Below are 23256 nucleotides of genomic sequence, written 5' to 3'. Positions count from 1 at the left end.
GCGGGTCGGGCGCGTTGCGCGCCTACGGAAAAGGACGTCCCGAACGTATTCGCGTTCTGTGAAAGGGTGTTATGGACGGGAATTCAGAAACTCCACGGATTTTGTTGCGTCCATACGCAATGCATCCGCGCGCAGCGCCAGGATCAGCTCCAGACGCGTGGTGGGGTCGTGCAGGGCCTCGCCGAAGAGCTTCTCCAATTGACGCAGCCGGTAGCGGACCGTCTGCGGGTGGATGTGGAGGCGGGCGGCGACGTCGGGGACGTTGCTGCCACTGAGCAGCCAGGCCAGCAGGGTCTCCGCGAGGCGGGCGCGCTGGCCCTCGGAGGCCCGGTCGAGCGGGGCCAGGGAGTGCGTCTCCAGCTGGGCGAGGAGGGGTTCGTCGCCGTACAGCAGCAGGGTCGACAGATGCTGGTCGCACCGTACGACCCCTTGCCGGGGCAGGATTCCGCGCCCCATCAGCCCCAGCGCCCGCGAGGCCCAACGCAGCGACTGCGCGGCCTCGACGAGCGGCACCGTCGGCCCGATCGCCGCCGGCCTGCCGCGCAGCGCGAGGGCGAAGGCCCGTCCGGCGAAGCGGCCCGAGCCCTCCGGATCGGGCACCAGCATCCGCGGCGGCCGCGACTCCATGTCCACCAGCGCCCCGGCGGCCGCCAACGGCCGTTCCTCCTCACGCTGTTCGGACCCGACGGCGAGCGCGACGACAGCGACGTGACGCGGCACCGACCAGCGGGCACCGTGCGCGAGATCGTGCACCGCCTCCAGTGACACCGGCGCCTCGCCGAGCAGCAGACCGAGCAGCCGCCGGCGCCGCCGCTCCAGCTCCTCCGTGCTGTGCGGCCGCGCCTCCGCGTACCCCTCGGCGGCCGCCTCCGCGACCTCGTGCACGGTCCGGAACGCCAGCTCGCCCAGCGCAGCCACCACCGCCGAGTCCAGCCCGAGCTCCTCGGCCTTGAGCCCCATCAGCCGCCAGGCCTGCATACCGCCGATCCGCAGCGCCGACTGCAGCACCTCCAGACTGCGGCCCTCCAGGGCCACACCGCGCCCGAGCGCGTGGTACGTCGCCGCGATCGCGTCGCCCCGGCCGCGCGGGTCGGCGATGCGGTCGACGAACAGGGTCAGCGCCTGCACCACCCCGGCGCGGAGGTTCCGGGCGTAGGCCCCGTCGGCCGGTCCCGCGTACTCGGGGACCCGTCTGCGTACCTCCGCCTCCACCAGGTCGGCGACCGCTTCCAGCTGCGCGCGCAGTAAGTCGGCCAGGTCGGGCGGCACGGACGGCGCCGCCTGGCCGGCCGATCCGCCGTGGGGGGTGGGGACGGCCATCGAGGACACTCCTTTCACCCGGAACGGGCTCACCCGCGGACTGTTGTCCGTGGGGCGAGGGGCACGTCCTGCGTTGGACGCTCGTCCCCTGCGCTCCGTTCCGTGCCCCGACGGCACCGACATCACTCCGGCACTCCCAGCGCACCGGCGAGCATCGGCCAGGACGTGGTGAACTCCTGCTTCCAGTACGCCCAGCTGTGTCCTCCTCCCGAGTAGAAGTGCTTGGTCACCGCGATGCCGAGCCGGTCGAGGGCGTCGGTGAAGCTGTGCGCCTGCGGCCACAGGGCGCTCTCCAGAGCCTCGGGCAGCCAGTCGCCGGTGCCACCGGCCACCCCGCTGCCGCTGGACACATACAGGGGTGTGCCGCGCAGCCCCGCGGCACGGGCCCGCGGGTTGAAGTTCTGCCAGGTGAGCAGGTTCAGGACCGGATTGCCCCACAGCGAATGGGGCGCCAGGTTCTCGCGGGCCACGATGGCGTCGATGATCGTCGGCACACCGAGGAACGTGGTGTCCAGGATGCCGCTGTACGAAGCCGCGGCGGCGAAGGCGCCCGGATGACGGGCCGCGTGCGCCATGGCGCCGTAGCCGCCGGTGGAGACCCCGGCGACGGCCCTTGCCCCGGAGGCCCGGTAGCTGCGGGCGAGCAGCGCCGGCACCTCCGTGACCTGGAAGGTCTCGTAGTCCGGGCCACCGGCCCAGGCGGTGGGAATGCCGGTCGGACCCGCGTCCGGCATCGCCACGATCAGGTCCCGGCCCGCCGTGAAGGCCTCGATGTCCGTCTCCCGGGTCCAGGAGGTGTAGTCGTCGTGGGCGCCGTGCAGGAGATACAGGACGGGGTAGGTCTTGGTGGGCTGTGCGTCGAAGTCCGAGGGCAGGATCAGCCGTAGGGGCGCGCTGCGGCCCAGGGCGGTGGAGGTCACGGACACGTCGAAGGTGCGTGCGGTGATCTGGGTCGCGGCCCGTGCGGTGCCGGCCGCGGCTCCGAAGAGCGCGGCCAGACCGGCGGTCGCCGCGGCCTTGGTGACGGTGCGCCGGGACGGTCCGGCGGAGTGTCGGGACGCGTCTGCGGTGTGTCGGCGGAGGGACATGGCGGCTCCTCGGGTTCCGGTTCAGCTGGTCTGGTCGGCGCGGGCGAACTCCCGCCGGAGCAGGGCGGCGAGTTCGTCGACCTGCGGAGGGTCGAGGAGCGAGAGGTGGTGCCCCGCGACCGGTACGACGGTCAGGCACGGGCACACCTCGTCCCAGCCGAGCGTCTCGTCGTCCCGTTCGTACGCCGGATCGCGCACGGTGTGCGGAGCGGGCTCGGAGGCCCGGTACAGCACCACCCGCCCGTCGTACCGCTGCGGCCGGTGCGCCTCGCCGATCCGCAGGTCCAGATAGGAGGCGCGCTGATGCTCCAGCGCCGCGACCGGCACGGCGGCGGCCTCGCGCAGGACCCGCAGTACGGTGTCGATGCGCTCGCCGTCGTCGTCCATCGCGACGAGTTCGTCGTACGGCAGCTGCAGCCGGACTCCGTAGGCATCGGCGACGTGCGCGGCGAAGCCGGTCAGGTGGGCGCGGACGCGGTCGGCGGGGGCGTGATCGTGGAGCGGCCGTACGGAGTCGACGAGTACCACCAGCTCCACCTCCCGTCCGGCGGCCACCAGGTGCCGTGCCGTCTCTTGCGCGACGAAGCCACCGAAGGACCAACCACCCAGCAGGCAAGGGCCGTTGGGGTGCGCGGCGGTGATGGCATCGGCGTAGCGACGCGCCTTCCCGGTGACCGAGCCGGCCTCCTCGATCCGCTCCAGTCCGTACACCGGGCGGTCGTCGCCGAGGCGTTCGGCGAGCGCCCGATAGACGTCGGTCGTTCCGCCGGCGGCGTGGACGAGGAAGAGCGGGGGCCGGGAGCCGCTGGCGCGCAGGGTGCGCAGGGGCGGTATCTCCCTTGTCCGTAGTTCCTGTTGGAGACGGTCGGCCACCTGGCCGATGTCCGCGGCGCCGAGCAGTTCGCGCAGGGGCAGTTCGATCCGGAACTCGTGTTCCAGGGCGGTGCGGATACGGACGGCCATCAGGGAGTCCAGGCCGAGGTCGGCGAGGGCGGTGGCAGGGGTGAGGCGGGTCGGCGGGTGCCCGGTGACGGCGCCGATGTGGTGGCACAGGCGCGCGCTGACGGAGTCGTCCTCCGGCACGTCGGCGGCCTTGGGCGTGGGCGGGGCCGCCGTGCGCCCGTCCGTCCACCAGTGCCTCACATGCCGCCAGCGCGGCAGAGGCAGGTCGATGACCCGGCCGGCCGGCAGCGGAAGCTGCTGACCGGCCGCGTACAGCGCGCCCAACTGGGCGAGGAAAGCAGCCGAGTTGTCACCGTCCCGGCGCAGTGTGCCGATGGCGAGGGCGCCCGGCGCGGTGTCCGCGAGGGCGCGGAGCAGCACCGGGTGGGGCGAGATCTCGACGAACGCGGTGTGACCGTCGGCCGCCGCTGCCGCGACGGCCCGGTCCAGACGTACCGGGCGGCGAAGGTTCGCGACCCAGTGGGCGGCGTCGAAGACACAGGCGCCGCGCGGGTCGTCGAGGACGGTGGAGTACACCGGGACGCGGGGCGGGCGGCCCTGGACATCGGCCAACGCATCCGCCAGTTCCGGCAACAGCGGCTCGACTTGAGGGGAGTGTCCGGCCCCGACGACCCGCATGGCCCGAGCCGCCCGCCCCTCCCGTTCCAGCCGCCGCACGAGCCGGGCCACCGCCTCCTCCTCCCCGGTGACGACCTTCTGGCCGGGCGAGGAGTGCACGGCGACCTGGACGCCGGGGAAGTCCCGTTCCAGAGCTTCGAGTTCACTGTCGTCGACGTCGACGACGGCCATCGCCCCACCCCGCAACCGACCGAGCAGACGCGCCCGGACGGCGACGATCCGTGCCGCGTCCGACAGGTCGAGCGCACCCGCGCACACCGCGGCGGCCACCTCGCCCATGGAGTGGCCGATGACGGCCGCGGGCTCGACGCCGTAGGAGCGCCACAGCTCGGCGAGTGCCACCTGGAGCCCGAACAGGACCGGCTGGGAGACCTCCAGCCGGTCGAGGTCACCGCCGGAGGCGAGGTGGTCGTACAGGGACAGCCCGCACTCCGCGCCGAGTTGGGCGTCCGTCTTCTCCACGGCGGCGGCGAAGGCGGGTTCCTCGGCCAGGAGGTGCCGTCCCATGCCGACCCACTGGCTGCCGTACCCGGAGAACACCCACACCGGGCCACGTCCGAGGCGATCACGGTCGTCGGCCACCACCCCGGGATGTGCGCGCCCCGCCGCCAACGCCCCCAGCCCGTCCGCGAGTTCGTCACGGTCGCGGGCGACCACCGCTGCCCGTACCGTCCCCCGACCGACCCGCCCGGCGAGGGTGCGCGCCACGTCGGCCAAGGGCGCGCCCGCGCCCTCGGGCGTCCGGAGCCAGCCCGCGAGCCGGGATGCGGTGTCCCGGAGCCGCTCCCCGTCGAGGTCAGACAACAGGTGCAGCCGGGCGGTCGGCTCCTGAGGCAACCGGAGCAGAGCGGGCCGCCATTCCTCCAGTACCGCATGGGCGTTGGTGCCGCCGAAACCGAATCCGGAGACGCCCGCCATGGCCGTGCCGCCGTAGCGGGGCCATGGCTCGGGCTCGGTCACCACCCGCAGCCGTACGTCGTCGAGGGCGCTGCCCTCGGCGCAGTGCAGGGACGGTGGAATGAGGTCGTGGTGCAGGGCGAGGACCGTCTTGACGAGCCCGGCGATGCCCGCGGCCGACTCCAGATGGCCCAGGTTGCCCTTGACCGAGCCCAACAGCAACGGCTGGTCGGGGTCCCGGTCCGCACCGAGGACCGAGCCGAGCGAGCCTGCCTCGATCGGGTCGCCGAGCGGGGTGCCGGTGCCGTGCGCCTCGACGTAGTCGACCTGCGCCGGAATGGCACCGGCCCGTGCGTACGCGGTCGTCAACAGGGCTTGCTGGGCGGCGGGGTTGGGGGCCAGGAGGCCGTTGGAGCGGCCGTCGGAGTTGACGGCCGTGGAGCGGATGACGGCCAGCACCCGGTCACCGTCCCGCTCGGCGTCGGACAGCCGCTTCAGGAGGACGGCCGCACAGCCTTCGCCGCGTCCGATGCCGTCGGCCGCTGCCGAGAACGGCTTGCAGCGGCCGTCCGCGGCAAGCGCTCCCGCCCGCCGGAACGCGACCGTGACGGTGGGGGAGAGGAGCAGGTTGACCCCGGCGGCGACCGCCAGGTCGCTCTCACCCGTGCGCAGGCTCACGCACGCGTGGTGCACGGCGACCAGCGACGAGGAGCATGCCGTGTCGACGACCATGCTCGGCCCGCGGGTGTCCAGGACGTACGCCAGGCGCCCCGCGGCGACGCTCAGGGCCGCTCCAGCAGGCGCCCATGGGTCGACCGACTCGGCGTCGGCGCCGGTGAGTTGACCGTAGTCGGCAGCCGAGACACCGACGAAGACGCCGGTGTTGCTGCCGGCCAGGGACGCGGCCGGGACGGCGGCGTGGTCGAGTGTCTCGTGGACGACCTCCAGCAGAATCCGTTGCTGCGGGTCCATCACGACGGCCTCGCGCGGAGTGATGCGGAAGAAGTCCGCGTCGAACCCGGCGATGTCGTCGAGGTAGCCGCCGTAGGGGAGCGCGTCGGAGGGAGGAAAGGGGGTGAAGTCGCGCCAGCGGTCCTCCGGGACGCGCCGGATCGCGTCGACGCCCTCGCCCAGCAGCCGCCAGAAGCCGCCGGGGTCATGCACACCGCCGGGCAGCCGGCAGCCGACCCCGATGACCGCCACGGGCTCGCCGGAGATCACCTGCATCGTCAGCGGCGCGGGGCCCGGCTCCTTCGTACCGCAAAGGCGCGTGACCAGGGCCTCCCCGGTGGGCGCCTCCCACACCAGCGTCGCCGGCAACTCCCGCCCGATCAGCAGGGACAGCTCCCCGGCCAGCACCACCGCGTCCCGCGAGGACATCCCCAGATCCGCCAACGGCCGGTCCATCGGGGCGAGTTCGGCGGCCGTGCCGCCCCAGTCGGCCAGCCGTTCCGCGATCAGCCGGCGGATGGCTCCCTCGTCGACGGCTCTCACCGCACACGCTCCGCCGCGTAGGCGCCCGCCAGATACCGCTCCCGCGTCCGCGAGCGCGACACCTTGCCGCTGGAGGTCCGGGGTACGGTGCCCGGCGCCACGAGGACGACGTCGGCCAGCCGCAGCCCGTGCCGGGCGGAGACGGCGGCACGCACGGCACGCACCAGGGCCGGTACGTCGATCTCGGCAAGGGACGTGGCGCGGACGTGCTCGGCCACGACCACCACCCGCTCGCCCGAACCGCCCGGTGTCCCGAAGGCCGCCAGCCGGTCCGGCCGGATCACGGGGTGCGCGTCCTGGGCGGTGCCCTCCACGTCCTGCGGGTAGTGGTTGCGGCCGTCGACGACGATCAGGTCCTTCAGCCGGCCGGTGACGATCAACTGCCCGTCCAGCACGGTCCCGAGGTCGCCGGTCCGCAACCAGCCGTCGGGGCCGAAGACGCGCCGGGTGTGCTCCTCCTGGTTCCAGTAGCCGCGGCCGACGTTCGGGCCCTGCACCTGGATCTCGCCGACCTCTCCCTCGGACAGCACGGCACCGGACACCGGATCGGCGATGCGGACCCGCTGGCCCGCCGGCGTGCCGCAGCCCGCCAGCAGGACGGCTCTGGGGTCGTCGGGGCGGGCCGGCAACGCCTTTCCGGCGGCGAGGGCGTCCCGGTCGAGGGCGAAGCGGTGCAGCGGCTCACCGGGGCGGGCGGCGCTGACGAAGACGGTGGCCTCGGCGAGCCCGTACGACGGACAGTGCGCCTCCGGCACGAGCCCCTGGTCGGCGAAGGCGGCGTGGAAGCGGTCGGCCGTGCCGGGACGGACCGGCTCGCTGCCGTTGATCAGCGCGGCGATGTCGCCCAGCCGCAGATCGGCCTTCTGCGCCTCGGAGACGGCGGAGGCACAGTAGTCGTAGGCGAAGTTGGGCGCCGCGCTCACCGCGCGCGGGTGCGTCCCCAACAGCCGTAGCCAGCGCACCGGTTCGTGCAGGAACGCCACCGGGTCCATGAGCACCGACGGCATCCCGCGCACCACCGGGGCGGCGACGCTCAGCACCAGTCCCATGTCGTGGTAGAGCGGCAGCCAGCCCACACAGGTGATCGGGTGAGCGTCGGCACCATAGGCGGCGAGCGCCTGGCGGGCGTTGGCGACGACGTTGGTGTGGCTGATCTCCACTCCCGCCGGGGTGCGGGTCGAGCCGGAGGTGTACTGGAGATAGGCGACAGCGGCGGGCGCGACCGGCTGCCAGTCGCCCGCGGCCGCGTCGGGCACCTCGTCGGCGACGACGATCCGCATCGGCCCGCCCGCACAGAAGTCCCGTACCTCCTCGGCGGCCCGGCTCGTCGTCACGACGACCGCCGGGCTCGCGTCGGCCAGCACCGCCGAGAGCCGGTCGCCGTGTCCGGGCAGACCCGGTGGATACAGCGGTACGGCGACCATCCCGGCCGCGAGCGCGGCCAGGAAGCCGGTGATGTACTCCGTCCCCTGCGGACACAGCAGCGCGACCCGCGACTCGGGTTCGGCGTGCTCCGCGAGCCTGGCGGCCAGGGCCCGGACGCGCAGGTCCAGGCGCCGCCAGGTCAGCGTGCGGTGGACGCCTCGGGAACCCGGCGCGGGATGGTCGACGAAGGTGAACGCCCGGCGGTCGGGGGTGGTCCCGGCCCAGTGCCGAACGAATTCCGGCAGACTTCGGTGCGTGGGCGCGAGTGGGGGGCGGCGGCTCTCCACGGGCATGGCTCCTCACATGATCGGCTTGCGGGGCACGGCAGTTGGAGCGTCGGGGCGGGTCAGAGGGGGATGTTGCCGTGCCGGCGCTCCGGCATCGCGGCGCGCTTGCCGCGCAGCGTCCGCAGCGCGCGGCAGATCTGGTCACGGGTCTCGCGCGGGGCGATGACGGCGTCGACGTATCCGCGCTCGGCGGCGAGATACGGGGTGCCGTGGGTGCTCTCGTACGCGGCGACCAGCTGAGCGCGCAGCGCCTCCGGGTCGGTGGCGGCGGCGAGTTCACGCCGGTGCAGGATGCCCACCGCCCCCTCGGCGCCCATCACGGCGATACGGGCGGTGGGCCAGGCGAGGTTGACGTCGGCGCCCAGGTGCTTGGAGCCCATCACCGCGTATCCGCCGCCGTAGGCCTTGCGCACCACGACGGTGACCTTCGGGACGGTCGCCTCGGCGTACGCGTACAGCAGTTTGGCGCCCCGCCGGATGATCCCGGCCTGCTCCTGGCGGACGCCGGACAGATAGCCCGGTACATCGGCGAAGGTCAGCAGCGGGATGCCGAACGCGTCGCAGAACCGTACGAAACGCGCGGCCTTCTCGGAGGCGTCGATGTCCAACACACCGGCCGCGTACAGGGGCTGATTGGCCACGACCCCCACCGAGCGGCCCTCGACGCGGGCCAGCGCGCAGATGATGTTCGGTGCGAACAGCTCCTGGATCTCCAGGAGTTCACCGTCGTCGACGACCGTGTGCAGGATGTCGCGCATGTCGTAGGCCTGCCCGAGCCGGTCCGGCACGACCTGGTCCAGCCACGCGCCGTCGCGGGCGGGGGCCGGGGTGTACTCCGGCGGCCGTTCGAGGTTGTTCGCGGGCAGGTACGACAGCAGGTCCCGCACGGTGTCCAGGGCGTCCTCCTCGTCGACGGCGAGGAAGTGCGCGTTGCCGTTGAGGGTGTTGCTGGTGCGGGCGCCACCCAGGTCCTCGGCGGTGGTGCGCTCGCCGGTGACCGCCTCGATGACGTCGGGCCCGGTGACGAACATGTGCGCGGCGCCCTCCACCATCACGGTGAGGTCGGTGACGGCCGGCGAGTAGGCGGCGCCTCCCGCGCACGGCCCCAGGATGACCGAGATCTGCGGGATCACCCCGGACGCCCTCACGTTGCGGCGCACCAGCTCGGCGTAGAGGGCGAGCGAGGCGACGCCCTCCTGGATGCGGGCCCCGCCGCCGTCGTTGAGCCCGACGACCGGGCAGCCGATCTTCAGGGCGAGGTCCATCAGGGCGACCGTCTTCTCCCCGAAGGCCTCGCCCATGCTGCCGCCGAACACCGTGGGGTCCTGCGCGAAGACGCAGACCGGTCGGCCGTCGATGGTGCCGTGCCCGGTGATCACCCCGTCCCCGTACGGGCGCCGGGCACCGTCCCCGACGGGCCGGGCCCGCACGAACAGACCGGTCTCGGTGAACGAGCCCGTGTCCAGCAGCCGTTCGATCCGCTCCCGTGCGCCGAACTGCCCGCGTCGTCTCGCGCCGTCCGGAGCCACGGCACGCGCCCGACGCTTCTCCAGCCCGGCCAGGCGCTCGGCGGTACGGTCCGGCACCTGCGCAACCGTCTCTTCGGGACGGGATGTTGTCGCCTCTCGCGTCACAACCACCTCCGAAATGGCTTTCGAATATGGCAGTGGTTGAGCGGCGGAATGAGTGGTTCGGGGTTCTCTTTGCGGGAGTTGAGTCCTGGGGGAGCGGTGTTAGTCAGGCTGTGACAACGAGGCGCCTCACGGCTCCCGATGCTCGTGCGCCGCCTGCTCCAGATGCGCGGCCTCCGCCTCGGCCAGGCGCTGCTCGGCCTCCACGTCGATCGACCGGGTCAGCCACCAGTACAGGAGAGCGGAGACCGGCAGGCCGATGAACAGGGAGATGTCGGCGCCGTCGAGGGCGTCGGCGACGGGGCCGGTGTAGAGGGTGCCCACCGAGAAGAACGGGATCATCACGCCGAAGCCCACCAAGTAGGCGATGATGCCATGCCAGCCCCAACGGCCGTACAGACCACGGGGGTTGAAGATCTCGGCGATGGCGTAGTGGCCGCGGCGCACGACGTAGTAGTCCATGAGGTTCACCGCGGTCCACGGGATGAAGAGATAGAGGACCAGCAGCAGGAAGTTGTTGAAGTTCTCGAGGAAGTGGGAGGTCGCGGCCAGCGCCCCGATCAGGGAGAGCGCCGCGGTGAGGCCGAGGGTGACCAGGCGGACGCCGAGCGTCGGGCGGACCCGTTTGAACGAGTCGATCGCGCTGATCAACGTCAGTGAGCCGCCGTACATGTTGAGCGCGGTGACCGACACCAGGCCGAGCGCGGCGAACAGCAGCACGATGGCGCCGAAGCCGCTGAACACCTTGTCGCCGGCCGCGTTGATCGACTTGATGGTGTCGAAGTCCTTGCCCGCCCAGGCGGCGAGCAGCGCGCCGAGGACCATCAGCCAGATGCCGCCGAGGGCCGAGCCGAAGTAGGTCCAGTAGAAGGTCTTGCGGACCGTCACGCCCGGCGGGAGATAGCGGGAGTAGTCGGAGACGTAGATCGCCCAGCTGATCTGGTAGCCGGCGACCACACCGAACTGGGCCAGGAACGGCGTGGCTTTGAAGGCGCCGAGGTCGAAGGAGCCCGCCGGGTAGTGCAGCGTGGCCAGGACGCCGATGGTGAAGATGCCGAAGACGACCAGGAAGGTGTACGTCAGGAACTGCTCGGCCTTGTGGATGATGTCGTAGCCGACCAGTGCGATCACGAGGGCGATCACGGTGACCACGACCACCCACAGCTTGACGCCGCCGTGCACCGTGGTGTGCATGGCCTCGCCGGCGAGGATGGTGTTGAAGACGTTGAAGCCCGCGTACTGGACGTAGGCGAAAAGCCACACCAGCAGCGCGCCGACATAGCCGAACTGCGGCCGCGACTGGATCATCTGCGGCAGGCCCAACTGGGGGCCCTGGGCCGAGTGGAAGGCCATGAAGAACGTGCCGAGGACGGTGCCCGCGACGATCGCTATGAGCGACCAGATGAGGTTGCCGCCCTCGGTGATGCTGATCAGGCCCACGGCGAGGGTGGCGATCTGGGCGTTCGACATGAACCACAGCGGGCCGAGGTGCCACAGCTTGCCGTGGCGCTCGTCCAGGGGCACGTAGTCGATGGAGCGGATCTCCAGGCCCTGCACCCGTGGTTCCGACGTTGTGGTCACGGCGCCTCCGGAGTGTCGCTCCACCCTTGTGGCCCGATTCATTCCCCGGAATTGTCTGGCCAAAGGTCACATTGCCCACCCTTGACCAGACACTTCTCCCAGGTCAGACCGCCGGACTCGGGAAGGTGGGGTACTCCACTCCGGAAACGTGCTGCACGACGCGGATGACCTGGCAGGAGTAGCCGAACTCGTTGTCGTACCAGAGGTAGAGGATCGCGTTGTCGCCCTCGACCTTGGTGGCACCGGCGTCGACGATCGACGCGTGCCGCGAGCCGATGAAGTCGCTGGAGACCGCGTCGGGGGCGGTGGTGAAGTCGATCTGGCGGCGCAGCGGCGAGGTCAGCGACACCTCGCGGAGGTAGTCGAGGACCTCGTCGCGGTCCGTCTCGCGCGCGAGCTGGAGGTTGAGGATCGCGATCGAGACGTCTGGCACCGGCACACGGATCGAGCTGCCGGTGATCGGCGCCTTGAGGTCGGGCAGCGCCTTGGCGACGGCGGAGGCGGCGCCGGTCTCGGTGATGACCATGTTCAGCGGCGCGGAGCGGCCCCGGCGGTCGGCCTTGTGGTAGTTGTCCAGCAGGTTCTGGTCGTTGGTGAACGAGTGGACGGTCTCCACGTGGCCGCGCAGCACGCCGTACTCGTCGTCCATCGCCTTCAGCGGCGGCACGATCGCGTTGGTGGTGCAGGAGGCGCAGGACAGGATCTGCTCGTCCGGCTTGATCGTGTCGTGGTTGACGCCGTGCACGATGTTCGGGACGTCGCCCTTGCCCGGCGCGGTCAGCACGACCTTGTCGATGCCGGGGCGCAGGTGCTCGGAGAGACCCTGGCGGTCGCGCCACTTGCCGGTGTTGTCGATCAGGATCGCGTTGCTGATGCCGTACGCCGTGTAGTCGACCTCGGAGGGGTCGTTCGCGTAGATCACCTTGATCGCGTTGCCGTTGGCGAAGATCGTGCTGCTCTCCTCGTCCACGGTGATCGTGCCCTGGAACTGGCCGTGGATCGAGTCACGGCGCAGCAGCGAGGCCCGCTTGACGATGTCCTGCTCGCCCCCGCCGCGCACGACGATCGCGCGCAGCCGCAGGCCGTTGCCGGAGCCGGACTTCTCGATCAGCAGACGGGCGACCAGGCGGCCGATGCGCCCGAAGCCGTACAGGACCACGTCCCGGCCCTCGCCGCGCTCGATCTTGTTGGCGCCCGTGGCACCCGCGACGGCCTCGGCGGTGAACGCCTCCACCGTCAGACCGTGGTCGTCGCTCTTGTAGGTCGCTGCGAGCATGCCGATGTCGATCTGGGACGGGCCCAGGTCGAGGGCGGTCAGCGCCTGCAGGAACGGCATGGTCTCGGTGACCGAGAGCTCCTCGCCGGCGATCTGCCGGGCGAACCGGTGGGTCTTGAGGATGCTGACCACCGACTTGTTCACCAGGGAGCGGCTGTGCAGCAGAACCGTCACGTCCCGCTCGCGGTGCAGCTTCCCGATGATCGGGATCATCGACTCCGCGATCTCCTCGCGGGTCTTCCAGTTGGTGAACGAGTCGTCGTTGACAGCAGTCACAGATCCATCTTTCGAGCTAGGCAGCGCTCAGATGATAAACCCCCGGTGTTTCGATCGTTTGAACGGGGGTGTCGAGTGGTGTTCCTGCCGTGAATCGAGACGATCCGGCCGCCCATGCGTACGAGAGGGCCACGGGGTCGCCCACCCCGCCACCGCCATCGGACGGATCGAGGACGAACACCATGAACGCAACCGCAGCCATCGGCGTGACCGGCCTGGGCGTGATGGGCCGCAACCTGGCGCGCAACTTCGCCCGGAACGGCTACACCGTCGCGGTCCACAACCGGTCCGCGAGCCGCACGCGCGCGCTGATCGAGGTGTACGGCGACGAGGGCTCGTTCGTCCCCGCCGAGTCGCCCGAGGAGTTCGTGGCCGCCCTGGAGCGCCCCCGCCGCCTGATGATCATGGTGCAGGCGGGCCCCGCCACCGACGCCGTCATCGACGAGTTCGCGCCGCTCCTGGAGCCCGGCGACATGATCATCGACGGCGGCAACGCCCACTACGCCGACACCCGCCGCCGCGAGGCCGCCCTGCGCGAGCGCGGCATCCACTTCGTCGGCACCGGCGTCTCCGGCGGCGAGGAGGGTGCCCTGGAGGGGCCGTCCATCATGGTCGGCGGCTCGGCGGAGTCGTACGACGTCCTCGGCCCCATGTTCGAGAAGATCAGCGCCAAGGTCGACGGGGAGCCCTGCGCCGCGCATATCGGCAGCGACGGCGCCGGGCACTTCGTGAAGATGGTCCACAACGGCATCGAGTACGCCGACATGCAGCTCATCGCCGAGGCCTACGACCTGCTGCGCCAGGTCGCCGGCTACACCCCGGCCGAGATCGCGGACGTCTTCCGCCGTTGGAACGAGGGACGGCTCGGCTCCTACCTCGTCGAGATCACCGCCGAGGTACTGGCCCACACCGACGCGGAGACCGGCGCCCCGTTCGTCGACATCGTCGCGGACGCGGCCGGTCAGAAGGGCACAGGACGCTGGACCGTCCAGACCGCCCTGGACCTGGCCTCCCCGGTCACCGCCATCGCCCAGGCCACCTTCGCGCGCGCCGCCTCCGGCCAGAACGAACTGCGTGCCGCCTACGCCGGCCTGCCCGGCGGCACCCGGCCTCCGCTCAGCCGCACGGAGGCCGAGCGCTTCACCTCCCAGGTCGAGCACGCCCTGTACGCGTCGAAGGTCATCGCCTACGACCAGGGCTGGAAGATGATCCAGGACGCGGCCGCCGAGTACGGCTGGAAGATCGACCTCGGCACGGTCGCCCGGATCTGGCGCGGCGGCTGCATCATCCGTGCCTCGTTCCTCGACCGCATCCGCGCCGCGTACGCCTTCGACCGTGACCTGGTCAGCCTGCTCGGCGAGATGGAGTTCGCGATGGAGATCACGGACGCGCAGGTGCCGTGGCGGGAGACCGTCGCCTCGGCCGCCCGGCGCGGCATCCCCGTGCCCGCCTTCTCCGCCGCGCTCGCGCACTACGACACCCTGCGCGCCGACCGCCTGCCCGCCGCGCTCCTCCAGGGCCAGCGCGACTACTTCGGCGCCCACACCTACCGCCGCACCGACCGCCCCGGCGACTTCCACACGCTCTGGGGGACGGCCGACCGCGCGGAGACGACCGCCTGATCCGACTCGCGGCACCGAGAACCGCCGGAGGGCCGACGTGGCCGGACTGGTGGGACCCCCGGGCCGGGTGGGAGCCGGCGTGGTGGGACTGGTGTGGTCGTGCCGGGCCGGGTGGAGGCCTGAGTGGTCGGATTCGGGGGGCGCCGGGCCGCGCGGAAATTGCCGCCCGGCCCGACTGGTGGGGCAGCACTCAGCTACACCTGCGCCAACGTCTGCCCGCCGCTGCCGGTCCGGGCCCGCTGAGACGCGGCGGCCGCCGACCGCTTGCCGAGGTAGAGCCAGGCGAGGCCGCCCACGATCGGGGCCCAGAGCAGGGCGAGCAGCCAGACCGTCTTCGGCAGGAAGCGCATCCGCGAGGACGGGGTCCTGACGCAGTCCACGAGCGTGTGCAGGTACAGCACGGCCACCATGGCGTAGAGGGCGCAGACGAGAACGGCCGACATGGGCTGATTCCTTCCTGACGGGCCCGGTGCCTCCAACGGGCACCGGGCTCCTGCCTGTTCACCCCTTCATCGAACGAGGCCGCCCGATCGGTTCACGGCGGATGTCGGCACGTTCCGCACCGGTGATCATTGACGCCCGACCGGGCCCCACCTAGCCTCCAGCAAACACCCCCGGACAGGCAGGGCGACGATGGCAGACACCCCCGACGACAGAGCGACGGCCCGGCAGCTCCAGGTGGAGACGCACGGGCTCGACGTGATCGCCGACGCCGAGCGCAAGGGCACTCCGCGGACCCTGTTCTGGCCCTGGTTCGGGGCCAACGTCTCCATCCTCGGCCTGAGTTACGGCTCCTTCGCACTCGGCTTCGGGATCTCCTTCCGGCAGGCGCTGATCTCCGGTGTCCTCGGCATCGTCTTCTCGTTCCTGCTCTGCGGCTTCATCGCGGTCGCCGGCAAGCGCGGCTCCGCGCCGACGATGGTCCTCAGCCGGGCCGCGTACGGGGTGCGGGGCAACCGTCTGCCCTCGGTGATCTCCTGGGTGCTCACCGTCGGCTGGGAGACCGTGCTGTGCGCGCTGGCCACCATGGCGACCGCCACCGTCTTCGGACGGCTCGGCTGGGGCGGCGGCACCGAGACCAAGGTGGTCGCCCTCGTCCTGGTCGGCGCGCTGACCGTCGTCGGCGGTGTGATGGGCTTCGACCTGATCATGCGGCTGCAGACCGTGATCACCGTGGTCACGGGCGTCCTGACCGTCGTCTACGTCGCCCTCGTCGCCGACCACATCCACTGGAGCACCGTCAGCGCGATTCCGTCGGGCTCCGCCCAGGAGTTCATCGGCGCGCTGGTGTTCATGATGACCGGTTTCGGCCTCGGCTGGGTCAACGCCGCCGCCGACTACTCCCGCTATCTGCCCCGCAGTTCGTCCAGCCGAGGCGTGATCGGCTGGACCACCTTCGGTGCCTCCGTGGCCCCGCTGCTCCTGCTGGTCTTCGGCCTGCTGCTGGCGGGCTCCTCCAGCAAGCTCAACACGGCCGTCGCCGCCGACCCCATCGGCGCGCTCACGACCATCCTGCCCACCTGGTTCCTCGTCCCGTTCGCCGTGGTCGCCGTACTCGGCCTGGTCGGCGGCGCGGTCCTCGACATCTACTCCTCCGGCCTCGCCCTGCTGTCGGCGGGCATCCGCATCCCCCGCTATGTGGCCGCCTTCGTGGACGGCGTCCTGATGATCGCGGGCTCGATCTACATCGTCTTCTTCGCCGACGACTTCCTCGGCCAGTTCATGGGCTTCCTCACCACCCTGGGCGTCCCCATCGCCGCCTGGTGCGGCATCATGCTCGCCGACCTGCTGCTGCGCCGCCGCGACTACGACGAGGGCGACCTCTACCGCCCCGACGGCCGCTACGGCGACGTCCTCCTCGTCCCCCTCCTGCTCACCCTCGCCGCCACCGCCCTCGGCTGGGGCCTGGTCACCAACTCGGCCGCCAGCTGGCTCACTTGGCAGGGCTATCTGCTCGACCCCTTCGGCCTCGGCGGCAAGTCCGGCGCCTGGGCCTACGCCAACCTCGGCGTCCTCGCCGCCCTCGCACTCGGCTTCCTCGGCACCCTCGCTCTCGGCCGCGCCCGCGTCCGCGACCAGGAGGCACAGGCACCCAGCCCGACGGACGAAGGGGCGGTCGTATGACGTCCGGCCTGCTCGCCGTCGTCGACATGCAGCGCGTCTTCGCCGAACCCGACAGCCCCTGGGCAACCCCGCGTTACGCCGAGGCCGCGGCAGGGGTACGACGTCTGCTGCCGGCCTACGGCGACCGGGTCGCCTTCACCCGCTTCCTGGCCCCCGCCGAACCGGAGGGCGCCTGGCGCGCCTACTACGAGCAGTGGCCGTTCGCCCTCCAGGGGCCGGACGCCCGACTCTGGGACCTGACCGAAGGGTTCGCCGCTCAGGCGCGGCATGTCGTGGAAGCCGCGACCTTCGGCAAGTGGACACCGGAACTCGCCGAACTCGTAGGCTCCGAGCGCCGTTTGGTCCTGGCCGGCGTCAGTACCGACTGCTGCGTCCTGTCCACCGCGCTCGCCGCCGCCGACGCCGGTGTCGAGGTGCTGGTCGCGGCCGACGCCTGCGCGGGCGCGGACGACGACTCGCACGCCAAGGCGCTGCACATCATGGACCTCTACCGGCCCCTCGTCCGGGTCACCACCGTCGCCGAGCTGTTGGGGGAGGCCGGATGAGCACGCGTCGCATCGCTCTCCTCGGCGGAGGCTTCAGCAACGACGAAGACGGACTGCTGGACGACTGGATGCTGGGTCACGTCCGTGCCGCTCGACCACGTGTCTGCTTCCTGCCCACCGCCAGCGGAGACGCCGTCTCGTATGGCGAGCGGTTCTTCGAGGTGTTCACAGCGCGCCACGACTGCGATCCCTCGGTACTGTCGCTGTTCCAGAGGAAGTTGGACGACGAAGCCCTGCGCGCGTACCTCCTCGCGCAGGACGTCGTCTACGTCGGCGGCGGCAACACGGCGAACATGCTGGCCGTATGGCGTGTGCACGGCCTCGACCGGCTTCTGCGCGAGGCCTACGACCGCGGCACCCTGCTCTGCGGCATCAGCGCCGGCGCCACCTGCTGGGCGCGGGGGTCGCACACGGACTCCTTCGGCCCGCTGACCCACCTCCAGGACGGGCTGGGCCTGCTGACCGGCTCGGTCTGCCCCCACTACGACAGCGAGCCGGGCCGCCGACCCTCGTACCGGGCGGCGGTCGCCGATGGATCGCTGGCCGCCGGATGGGCGCTGGACGACGGGGCCGGAGCCCTGTTCACGGACGGCGAGTTGACGGAGACGGTGACGCGGATACCGGACGCGTGTGTGTACCGGGTGGAACAGGACGGGCAGGGCGGAGTCCACGAGTGGGCACTGGAGTGCCGTCCGCTGCTCTGAGCACACCTTGGCGCTTTCCGGTCGGTACCGCAGCGCGATTGCCGTGTTCAATCACTCCTGTCGCGTCGTGAAACGGACGTCCCCACGCGTCAGGAGGCTTCGTGCTCACCGCACCCGAACCCGCCCTCACCGAACGCGAGATCATCGAGCGCGCCGTTGCGCTCCGGCCCGTACTGCTCGAACGGCAGCCGGAGACCGAGCAGTTGACGCACTACCCCAAGGACACCCACGACGACTTCCTCAGGGCCGGCTTCTACCGGATCCTGCAACCGCGCCGGTACGGCGGCTACGAGTTCGGCCTGCCGGTCTTCCTGCGTGTCGTCACCGAGACAGCTCGGGGCTGCCCCTCGACCGGCTGGGCCCTCTCGCTCACCGCCGCCCATGTGCTCCAGGTGGCGACGCTCTTCGACGAGAGGGCGCAGGACGAGATCTTCGGCGCCGACGGCGAGTTCCGGGCCGCCTCCACCGTGGTACCCGTCGGCGTCGCCCGGCCCGACGGCGACGGCCATGTCGTCCTGGACGGCACCTGGCCTTACTCCTCCGGCGCGCCCTACTCCACCCACTACGTCGGCCAGACCCTGCGCGCCCCCGCCGCCCCCGACGACCCGCCGGGACCGCCCGTGCTGTTCGTGGCGCCGCGGTCGGTGTGGACGGTGCTCGACGACTGGCACGGCGTACTCGGACTGCGCGGCAGCGGCTCCAACAGCATCCACATGGAGCACGCCCGCATCCCCGAGTACCTCACCCGCGAGGCCTTCCTGCTGGACCTGCCCGTCGAGGGCGGCAGCCTGGGCTCCGCGCTGCACGGCAATCCGATGTACGCGGGACGGGCGCCGAGCTTCTTCCACGGCGAGCTGGCCGCCATCATCATCGGTACCGCGTACGCCGCCGCCGACGAGTACGCCAGGATCGTCGCCGCCCGTCCCCTCGTCCTGGAGCCCGGCCGCACCCGCGCCGACCTGCACGATTACCAGCGTCACCTCGGTGAGGCGCTCGGCGTGCTCGACATGGCCGAGGCGGCGCTGCGGCAGACCGCGGAGGACTGGATGGAGGCCTGCCGACGCAACGTGAGCGGCGAGGCCCCGTTCACCGCCGTAGAGGACAACCGGCTCGCGCAGATGTTCCTGAACGCCGGGCGGGCCGCCTGGGACGTGCTCCAGGGCACCCTCTTCCGAACGGCAGGCTCGCGGCACGCCCGCGACGGCGAGCGGATGCAGCGCTACTTCCGGGACGCGGCCACGTACTGGACGCACGTCGGCCCCGGCATGGCCGAGCCGCTGGCCCGCCGGGTCGGCTGCGACCGCCTGGGCCTGCCCTCGGACCACATACCTCTGATCCCCTGATACCTGATCCTCTGATGCCCTGAGACGGGAGCGCGACGGATTCCCGCGCGATCGCAGGAATGGCCTGCTCGGGACCGGGTACGCGAGCAGGACCGCGCCCGGGGGCGATCTTGTCCCGGGTGGACCGTACGACCGCCGCTACCAGGGAATCTGCCATGGACACTCCTGCCCACGACCCCACCACCACACCGGCCCGGCAGGCGTTGGACGCGCTGGCCGTGAACACCGACGACACGGCGGCGCTCGACACGCTCGCCGGCAGCGAGGTGCTCGTCCCGGTGCCCGACGACGCGAACCAGGACGACGCCGCCGACCCCGGTGCCGTCGCCCTGCCCGTGCTGGAGCAGCCGGGCGGCGACCCGGTGGTGCCCGTCTTCACCTCGGAGGTCGAGCTGGCCGAGCTGCTGCCGTTCGTCTCCCGCTACCGTCTGGTGCCGCTGGGTGCGCTCGCCTCACAGTGGCCGGCCGACGATCTGTCGCTGACCATCGACGCCGGCTCCGAGCACCCGCTGACGCTCACCTCCGAGGGCGTACGCAGCCTGCTGGCCCGGCCCTAGGGAGCTGCCCCCGCGGATCCGCCGGGCGTCGCGGGGACCTGCACCTCGGCCGGGCGGGCCCGGCCGCCGACGTGCGGAGGGGAGCAGCCGGGCCCTCACAGGGCACAGGCGGTCTCCCGCTCCCGTACCCCGGCTCCCGCGGCAACACGGACGAGCGGCGCCGACCCCGCTCCTCCTCGGGTGCCTGCGGTCGTCGTGGACGACGATACGACCGCTGGGGCCCGGTGTCGCTCCGCGATGCGCGGTGACCGTCCGCAGAACGCGGCATTTCCAGGCGTACTCCCGCCCTCCCGGACCGTGCGAGACGTCCTTCTCCTCTTGCCGGCAGGGGCCTGGTGAACCCCGCGTTCACGGTGAAGTATCCGGAGGAACCGACCAGGAACCCGGAACCAGGGGAGTGGACAGCGATGGCAGAGCGCACCTACCTCAAACCGCCCTGGATGCAGCGGTATGTCGGTAACCGTCTGGCGCCACTGTTCGGACGGTCCGTCGTCTCCCGGCTCTCGGTGCGCGGCCGCACCAGCGGCAAGTGGCGCACCGTGCCGGTCGCCGTGCTGGAGCACGAGGACGAGCGCTACCTCGTCTCCTACCGAGGCCTCAGCGACTGGGCGCTCAACCTGCGGGCGGTGCCCGAGTGCCGGCTCACCGTGCGCGGCCACACCGAGGACCTCACCGCCGAGGAGGTCCCGGAGGCCGAGCGCCCGCCCCTGATGGCGGCCTACCAGGAGAAGTACGGCGGTATGCCGACGGTCTCCGCGGTCCTGACCGCGCTGCCGGACCCCGCCGACCATCCGGTCTTCCGCCTCCGCGCCCGGAACTGATCGTTCCGCGCCCGCCCGGTCCACAATGACCGCATGACATGGATCTCCGGTGTGGCAGGCGGGCTGCTGCTGGCCATTCTGGGCGCCAACGTCCTGCGCACCCTGGTGGTGCCCCGCGGCCTGTACTCGGCGTTGGTGTTCCGGCTGTGGTGGCTGCTGCGGCGCCTGCTGCGGCTGGCGGCGCCGCGAGGAGGCTACGGCGCCATCGACCGTGCGCAGACCTGGCTCGCTCCGCTGATCCTGATCGGCATGCTCGCGACCTGGCTCGGCGGAGCGCTGGTCGGCTTCGGGCTGCTCTTCCACGCCCTGTCCAGGCTGGCCTGGGGCAACGCCTTCCGGGAGGCCGGCTCCAGCCTCTTCACCCTCGGCTTCGCCAGCGGCGACCGGTTGCGCCTGTCCGCGCTCGACTTCCTGGCCGCATCCACCGGGCCCGTCCTCATCGCGCTGCAGATCGCCTATCTGCCCACGCTCTACGCCGCCTACAACCGCCGTGAGCTGGAGGTCACCCTGCTCCAGTCACGGGCCGGCGAACCCGCCTGGGGCCCCGAGATCCTGGCGCGGCAGTGGCTGGTCGACACCGAGACCGCGCTGCCCGAGCTGTACGCGTCCTGGGAACGGCTGGCCTCCGACATAGGGGAGAGCCACTCCACGTACCCCGTCCTGGTGGCCTTCCGCTCGCCCCGCCCGTACCGCCACTGGCTGGTCGGCCTGATCGCCGTCATGGACGCGGCGGCCATACAACTCGCGCTCACCCCGCACACCGCGCCGCCCCAGGCACGCCTGGTGCTGCGCGCCGGGTTCACGGCCCTGCGCGACATCGCCCGCGCCCTGCGTGTTCCCTTCGACCCCGACCCCGCCCCGGACGCCCCCGTCCGGCTCGCGTACGCCGAGTTCGACGCCGCGGTCGACATGCTGGAGGCCACGGGCTTCCGCGCCGAGCGCCCCACCGCCGAGGCCTGGCCCCACTTCCACGGCTGGCGCGTCAACTACGAGGCGATCGCCTATGAGTTGTGCCGCCGCTGTGACGCGGTACCCGCCCTGTGGACCGGCCCACGCGATTTCACCTCGACCCCGATCCCACCCCGCAGACCGGCGGACCGCAGGCCGGACGAGGGCCGGACGGAGCTGCCTCCGCCGCCGGGGGCGGCGGGCTGATTCATCCAGGGCCGAGGTCGATCCCTGCGCGCGGGCCGGCCGCCCTGCATTGAGGGCGCGGGGAGGGTTGGCTGTCTCGGATCTCGGATCTCGGATCTCGGGTCATGGGTCATGGGTCATGGGTCATGGGCCATGGGTCTCGGGGCGATGGCTGATTCGCGCGGAGGCCGGTCGGCCCGCTCTGCGGGTACAGGGGAGCGTTGGCTGCCTCCCGTGTCGGGGGCGGAGGGCGCATTCCACCTGGCCGTAGTCCGATTCCGCCCGCACACCGGCCGGGCCTGGAGCCGGTGCAGAGGGGGCTGGGCTCGCTCGCGGGTGGCGATGGGGTGTATGGCGTGCGGCCGGAGCTGTTTCCGGCGCGGGGAGTGGTGGGCCTGCCCGGTCGGCTTCAGGGGCTGTCGGGGACGTGGCCGGAAGCCGGTTCCGGCGCGGCGGACAGCCGAATCCGCGTCGGTCGTCGCTCAGCCCGGTGCGACCGCGGCGACCAGGCAGGCGACGGCGAAGGCGAGGACGGCGGCGATCAGTAGAGCCGTCACGGCTCACGCCCCCGTGACCGCGGTCGGCTGTGGGAAGGAGACACCGGTCAGTTCCTCGGAGACGGTCCACAGCCGGCGGGCGGTCACCGGGTCACTTGCCGCTGCCGAGCGGCCGACGAGGGTCGGGGCGCCGCGCATCTCGCTGAAGCCGTCCGGGCCGACATAGCTCGCGCCGGGCAGGTCCTGTACGGCGGCGTACAGGGTGGGCAGGGCGCCCGACTTGCTGTCCTGTGCCATGAAGCGGTTGCCGACCCGCATGAGGGCGCGGCGCAGTGAACTGCCGTCGTGGCTCTGGAGGTTGGTGGCGGCATACCCGGGATGCGCGGCCAGTGCACGGACGGAGGAGCCCGACTCGGCCAGCCTGCGCTGCAGTTCGAGGGTGAACAGCAGGTTGGCCAGCTTGGACTGGCTGTACGCCGTGATGGGCGCGTACTCGCCGGTGAGGTGGAGGTTGTCGAAGTGGACGTACGGGTTGCCCGGCATCCTGTGCGCGCCGGAGGACACGGTCACCACCCGGTCCGTGATGTGCGGCAACAGCAGGTTCGTCAGGGCGAAGTGCCCCAGGTGATTGGTGCCGAACTGCGTTTCGAAGCCGTCCTTCGTACGGCTCTCCGGGATGTTCATGACGCCGGCGTTGTTGACGAGCAGATCCAGGTCGCCCCGCCAGCTCGCCGCGAACTCGCGCACGGAGGCCAGGTCCGCCAGGTCGAGCCGGCGCACCTCCACGCTGCCGCTCACACTCGCCGCCGCGGTCTCGCCGCGCTTCGGGTCCCGGACGGCGAGCACGACATGCGCGCCCGCGCCGGCCAATGCCTCGACGGTGGCGATGCCGAGCCCGCTGTTGGCACCGGTGACGACGGCCGTACGGCCGCTCTGGTCGGGGATGTCGGTGACGTTCCACTTGCTGGGTGAAGTACTCATGCCCCGAATGTAGGCGCTGCCTACAATGCTGTCAATGACAACAATGGTGACGGCGACAACAATGTAGGCGTC

17 protein-coding genes are annotated in these 23256 nt (G+C 71.7%); 8 read left to right on the top strand and 9 right to left on the bottom strand.

The features are described from left to right. Window positions 1–69: 69 nt before the first annotated feature. From ACWC09_RS01140 to ACWC09_RS01110, 7 genes are all read right to left on the bottom strand, one after another. Complete coding sequence (locus ACWC09_RS01140) at window positions 70–1320, bottom strand: PucR family transcriptional regulator (protein WP_450847241.1); 1251 nt, start codon at window positions 1318–1320, stop codon at window positions 70–72. 122 nt (window positions 1321–1442) lie between these two features. Continuing rightward, window positions 1443–2408, bottom strand: a complete 966-nt coding sequence (locus ACWC09_RS01135) for an alpha/beta hydrolase (RefSeq protein WP_450847239.1) — start codon at window positions 2406–2408, stop codon at window positions 1443–1445. Between the two features lie 21 nt (window positions 2409–2429). Beyond that, the gene (locus tag ACWC09_RS01130; RefSeq protein ID WP_450847237.1) at window positions 2430–6380 is read right to left on the bottom strand and encodes an acyltransferase domain-containing protein; all 3951 of its coding nucleotides are present in this window, start codon (window positions 6378–6380) and stop codon (window positions 2430–2432) included. Next, window positions 6377–8092 carry a fatty acyl-AMP ligase gene (locus tag ACWC09_RS01125; RefSeq protein ID WP_450847445.1) on the bottom strand — a complete coding sequence of 572 codons (1716 nt, stop codon included), beginning with the start codon at window positions 8090–8092 and terminating at the stop codon, window positions 6377–6379. The genes ACWC09_RS01130 and ACWC09_RS01125 overlap by 4 nt, the downstream gene beginning before the upstream one ends. Window positions 8093–8151: 59 nt before the next feature. After that, window positions 8152–9678 carry an acyl-CoA carboxylase subunit beta gene (locus ACWC09_RS01120; RefSeq protein ID WP_450847235.1) on the bottom strand — a complete coding sequence of 509 codons (1527 nt, stop codon included), beginning with the start codon at window positions 9676–9678 and terminating at the stop codon, window positions 8152–8154. 174 nt (window positions 9679–9852) lie between these two features. Then, complete coding sequence (locus ACWC09_RS01115; RefSeq protein ID WP_450847233.1) at window positions 9853–11304, bottom strand: purine-cytosine permease family protein; 1452 nt, start codon at window positions 11302–11304, stop codon at window positions 9853–9855. Window positions 11305–11407: 103 nt separating this feature from the next. Beyond that, window positions 11408–12856: a glyceraldehyde-3-phosphate dehydrogenase gene (locus ACWC09_RS01110; RefSeq protein ID WP_450847231.1), complete on the bottom strand. Its 1449-nt coding sequence runs from the start codon at window positions 12854–12856 to the stop codon at window positions 11408–11410. A 182-nt stretch (window positions 12857–13038) separates the two neighbouring features. On the opposite strand from ACWC09_RS01110, the gene gndA reads away from it, so the two are divergent. After that, window positions 13039–14478, top strand: coding sequence for an NADP-dependent phosphogluconate dehydrogenase (gene gndA, locus ACWC09_RS01105; RefSeq protein WP_450847229.1), 1440 nt, complete (start codon window positions 13039–13041; stop codon window positions 14476–14478). Between the two features lie 194 nt (window positions 14479–14672). Here the strand turns inward: gndA and ACWC09_RS01100 are convergent, their stop codons facing one another. Further along, window positions 14673–14921, bottom strand: a complete 249-nt coding sequence (locus ACWC09_RS01100) for a PLDc N-terminal domain-containing protein (protein ID WP_450847227.1) — start codon at window positions 14919–14921, stop codon at window positions 14673–14675. Between the two features lie 190 nt (window positions 14922–15111). On the opposite strand from ACWC09_RS01100, the gene ACWC09_RS01095 reads away from it, so the two are divergent. The 7 genes from ACWC09_RS01095 (at window position 15112) to ACWC09_RS01065 (ending at window position 21727) form a co-directional block, all read left to right on the top strand. Continuing rightward, window positions 15112–16602 (top strand): purine-cytosine permease family protein, encoded by a 1491-nt coding sequence (locus tag ACWC09_RS01095; protein ID WP_450847225.1) that lies wholly within the window; start codon window positions 15112–15114, stop codon window positions 16600–16602. Continuing rightward, window positions 16599–17147, top strand: a complete 549-nt coding sequence (locus ACWC09_RS01090) for a cysteine hydrolase family protein (protein WP_450847223.1) — start codon at window positions 16599–16601, stop codon at window positions 17145–17147. Before ACWC09_RS01095 ends, ACWC09_RS01090 begins: the two co-directional genes overlap by 4 nt. Beyond that, a complete protein-coding gene (locus ACWC09_RS01085) occupies window positions 17144–17851 on the top strand; it encodes a Type 1 glutamine amidotransferase-like domain-containing protein (RefSeq protein ID WP_450847222.1) in 708 nt (235 codons plus the stop codon). The genes ACWC09_RS01090 and ACWC09_RS01085 overlap by 4 nt, the downstream gene beginning before the upstream one ends. Before the next feature lie 101 nt (window positions 17852–17952). Beyond that, entirely contained in the window at window positions 17953–19194 is a 1242-nt protein-coding gene (locus ACWC09_RS01080) for an acyl-CoA dehydrogenase family protein (RefSeq protein WP_450847220.1), read from the top strand. A 155-nt stretch (window positions 19195–19349) separates the two neighbouring features. Further along, window positions 19350–19751, top strand: a complete 402-nt coding sequence (locus tag ACWC09_RS01075; protein ID WP_450847218.1) for an SseB family protein — start codon at window positions 19350–19352, stop codon at window positions 19749–19751. 407 nt (window positions 19752–20158) lie between these two features. Beyond that, window positions 20159–20572, top strand: coding sequence for a nitroreductase family deazaflavin-dependent oxidoreductase (locus tag ACWC09_RS01070; RefSeq protein WP_450847217.1), 414 nt, complete (start codon window positions 20159–20161; stop codon window positions 20570–20572). Window positions 20573–20605: 33 nt separating this feature from the next. Beyond that, entirely contained in the window at window positions 20606–21727 is a 1122-nt protein-coding gene (locus tag ACWC09_RS01065) for a hypothetical protein (protein ID WP_450847215.1), read from the top strand. Between the two features lie 539 nt (window positions 21728–22266). Here ACWC09_RS01065 and ACWC09_RS01060 read toward each other — a convergent pair. Then, window positions 22267–23184, bottom strand: a complete 918-nt coding sequence (locus tag ACWC09_RS01060) for an oxidoreductase (RefSeq protein ID WP_450847214.1) — start codon at window positions 23182–23184, stop codon at window positions 22267–22269. Between the last annotated feature and the right edge of the window lie 72 nt (window positions 23185–23256).

The organism is Streptomyces sp. NPDC001617 (assembly GCF_053596855.1).
The sequence above is the reverse complement of the archived record's forward strand: the minus strand, read 5'-3'. Positions and strand labels throughout refer to the sequence as shown.

Excerpts from the sequence above, each read along its gene's own strand:
- ACWC09_RS01140 (WP_450847241.1), bottom strand. The coding sequence starts at position 1,320 with ATGGCCGTCCCCACCCCCCACGGCGGATCGGCCGGCCAGGCGGCGCCG.
- ACWC09_RS01135 (WP_450847239.1), bottom strand. The coding sequence starts at position 2,408 with ATGTCCCTCCGCCGACACACCGCAGACGCGTCCCGACACTCCGCCGGA.
- gndA (WP_450847229.1), top strand. The coding sequence starts at position 13,039 with ATGAACGCAACCGCAGCCATCGGCGTGACCGGCCTGGGCGTGATGGGC.
- ACWC09_RS01100 (WP_450847227.1), bottom strand. The coding sequence starts at position 14,921 with ATGTCGGCCGTTCTCGTCTGCGCCCTCTACGCCATGGTGGCCGTGCTG.
- ACWC09_RS01095 (WP_450847225.1), top strand. The coding sequence starts at position 15,112 with ATGGCAGACACCCCCGACGACAGAGCGACGGCCCGGCAGCTCCAGGTG.
- ACWC09_RS01090 (WP_450847223.1), top strand. The coding sequence starts at position 16,599 with ATGACGTCCGGCCTGCTCGCCGTCGTCGACATGCAGCGCGTCTTCGCC.
- ACWC09_RS01085 (WP_450847222.1), top strand. The coding sequence starts at position 17,144 with ATGAGCACGCGTCGCATCGCTCTCCTCGGCGGAGGCTTCAGCAACGAC.
- ACWC09_RS01075 (WP_450847218.1), top strand. The coding sequence starts at position 19,350 with ATGGACACTCCTGCCCACGACCCCACCACCACACCGGCCCGGCAGGCG.
- ACWC09_RS01070 (WP_450847217.1), top strand. The coding sequence starts at position 20,159 with ATGGCAGAGCGCACCTACCTCAAACCGCCCTGGATGCAGCGGTATGTC.
- ACWC09_RS01065 (WP_450847215.1), top strand. The coding sequence starts at position 20,606 with ATGACATGGATCTCCGGTGTGGCAGGCGGGCTGCTGCTGGCCATTCTG.
- ACWC09_RS01060 (WP_450847214.1), bottom strand. The coding sequence starts at position 23,184 with ATGAGTACTTCACCCAGCAAGTGGAACGTCACCGACATCCCCGACCAG.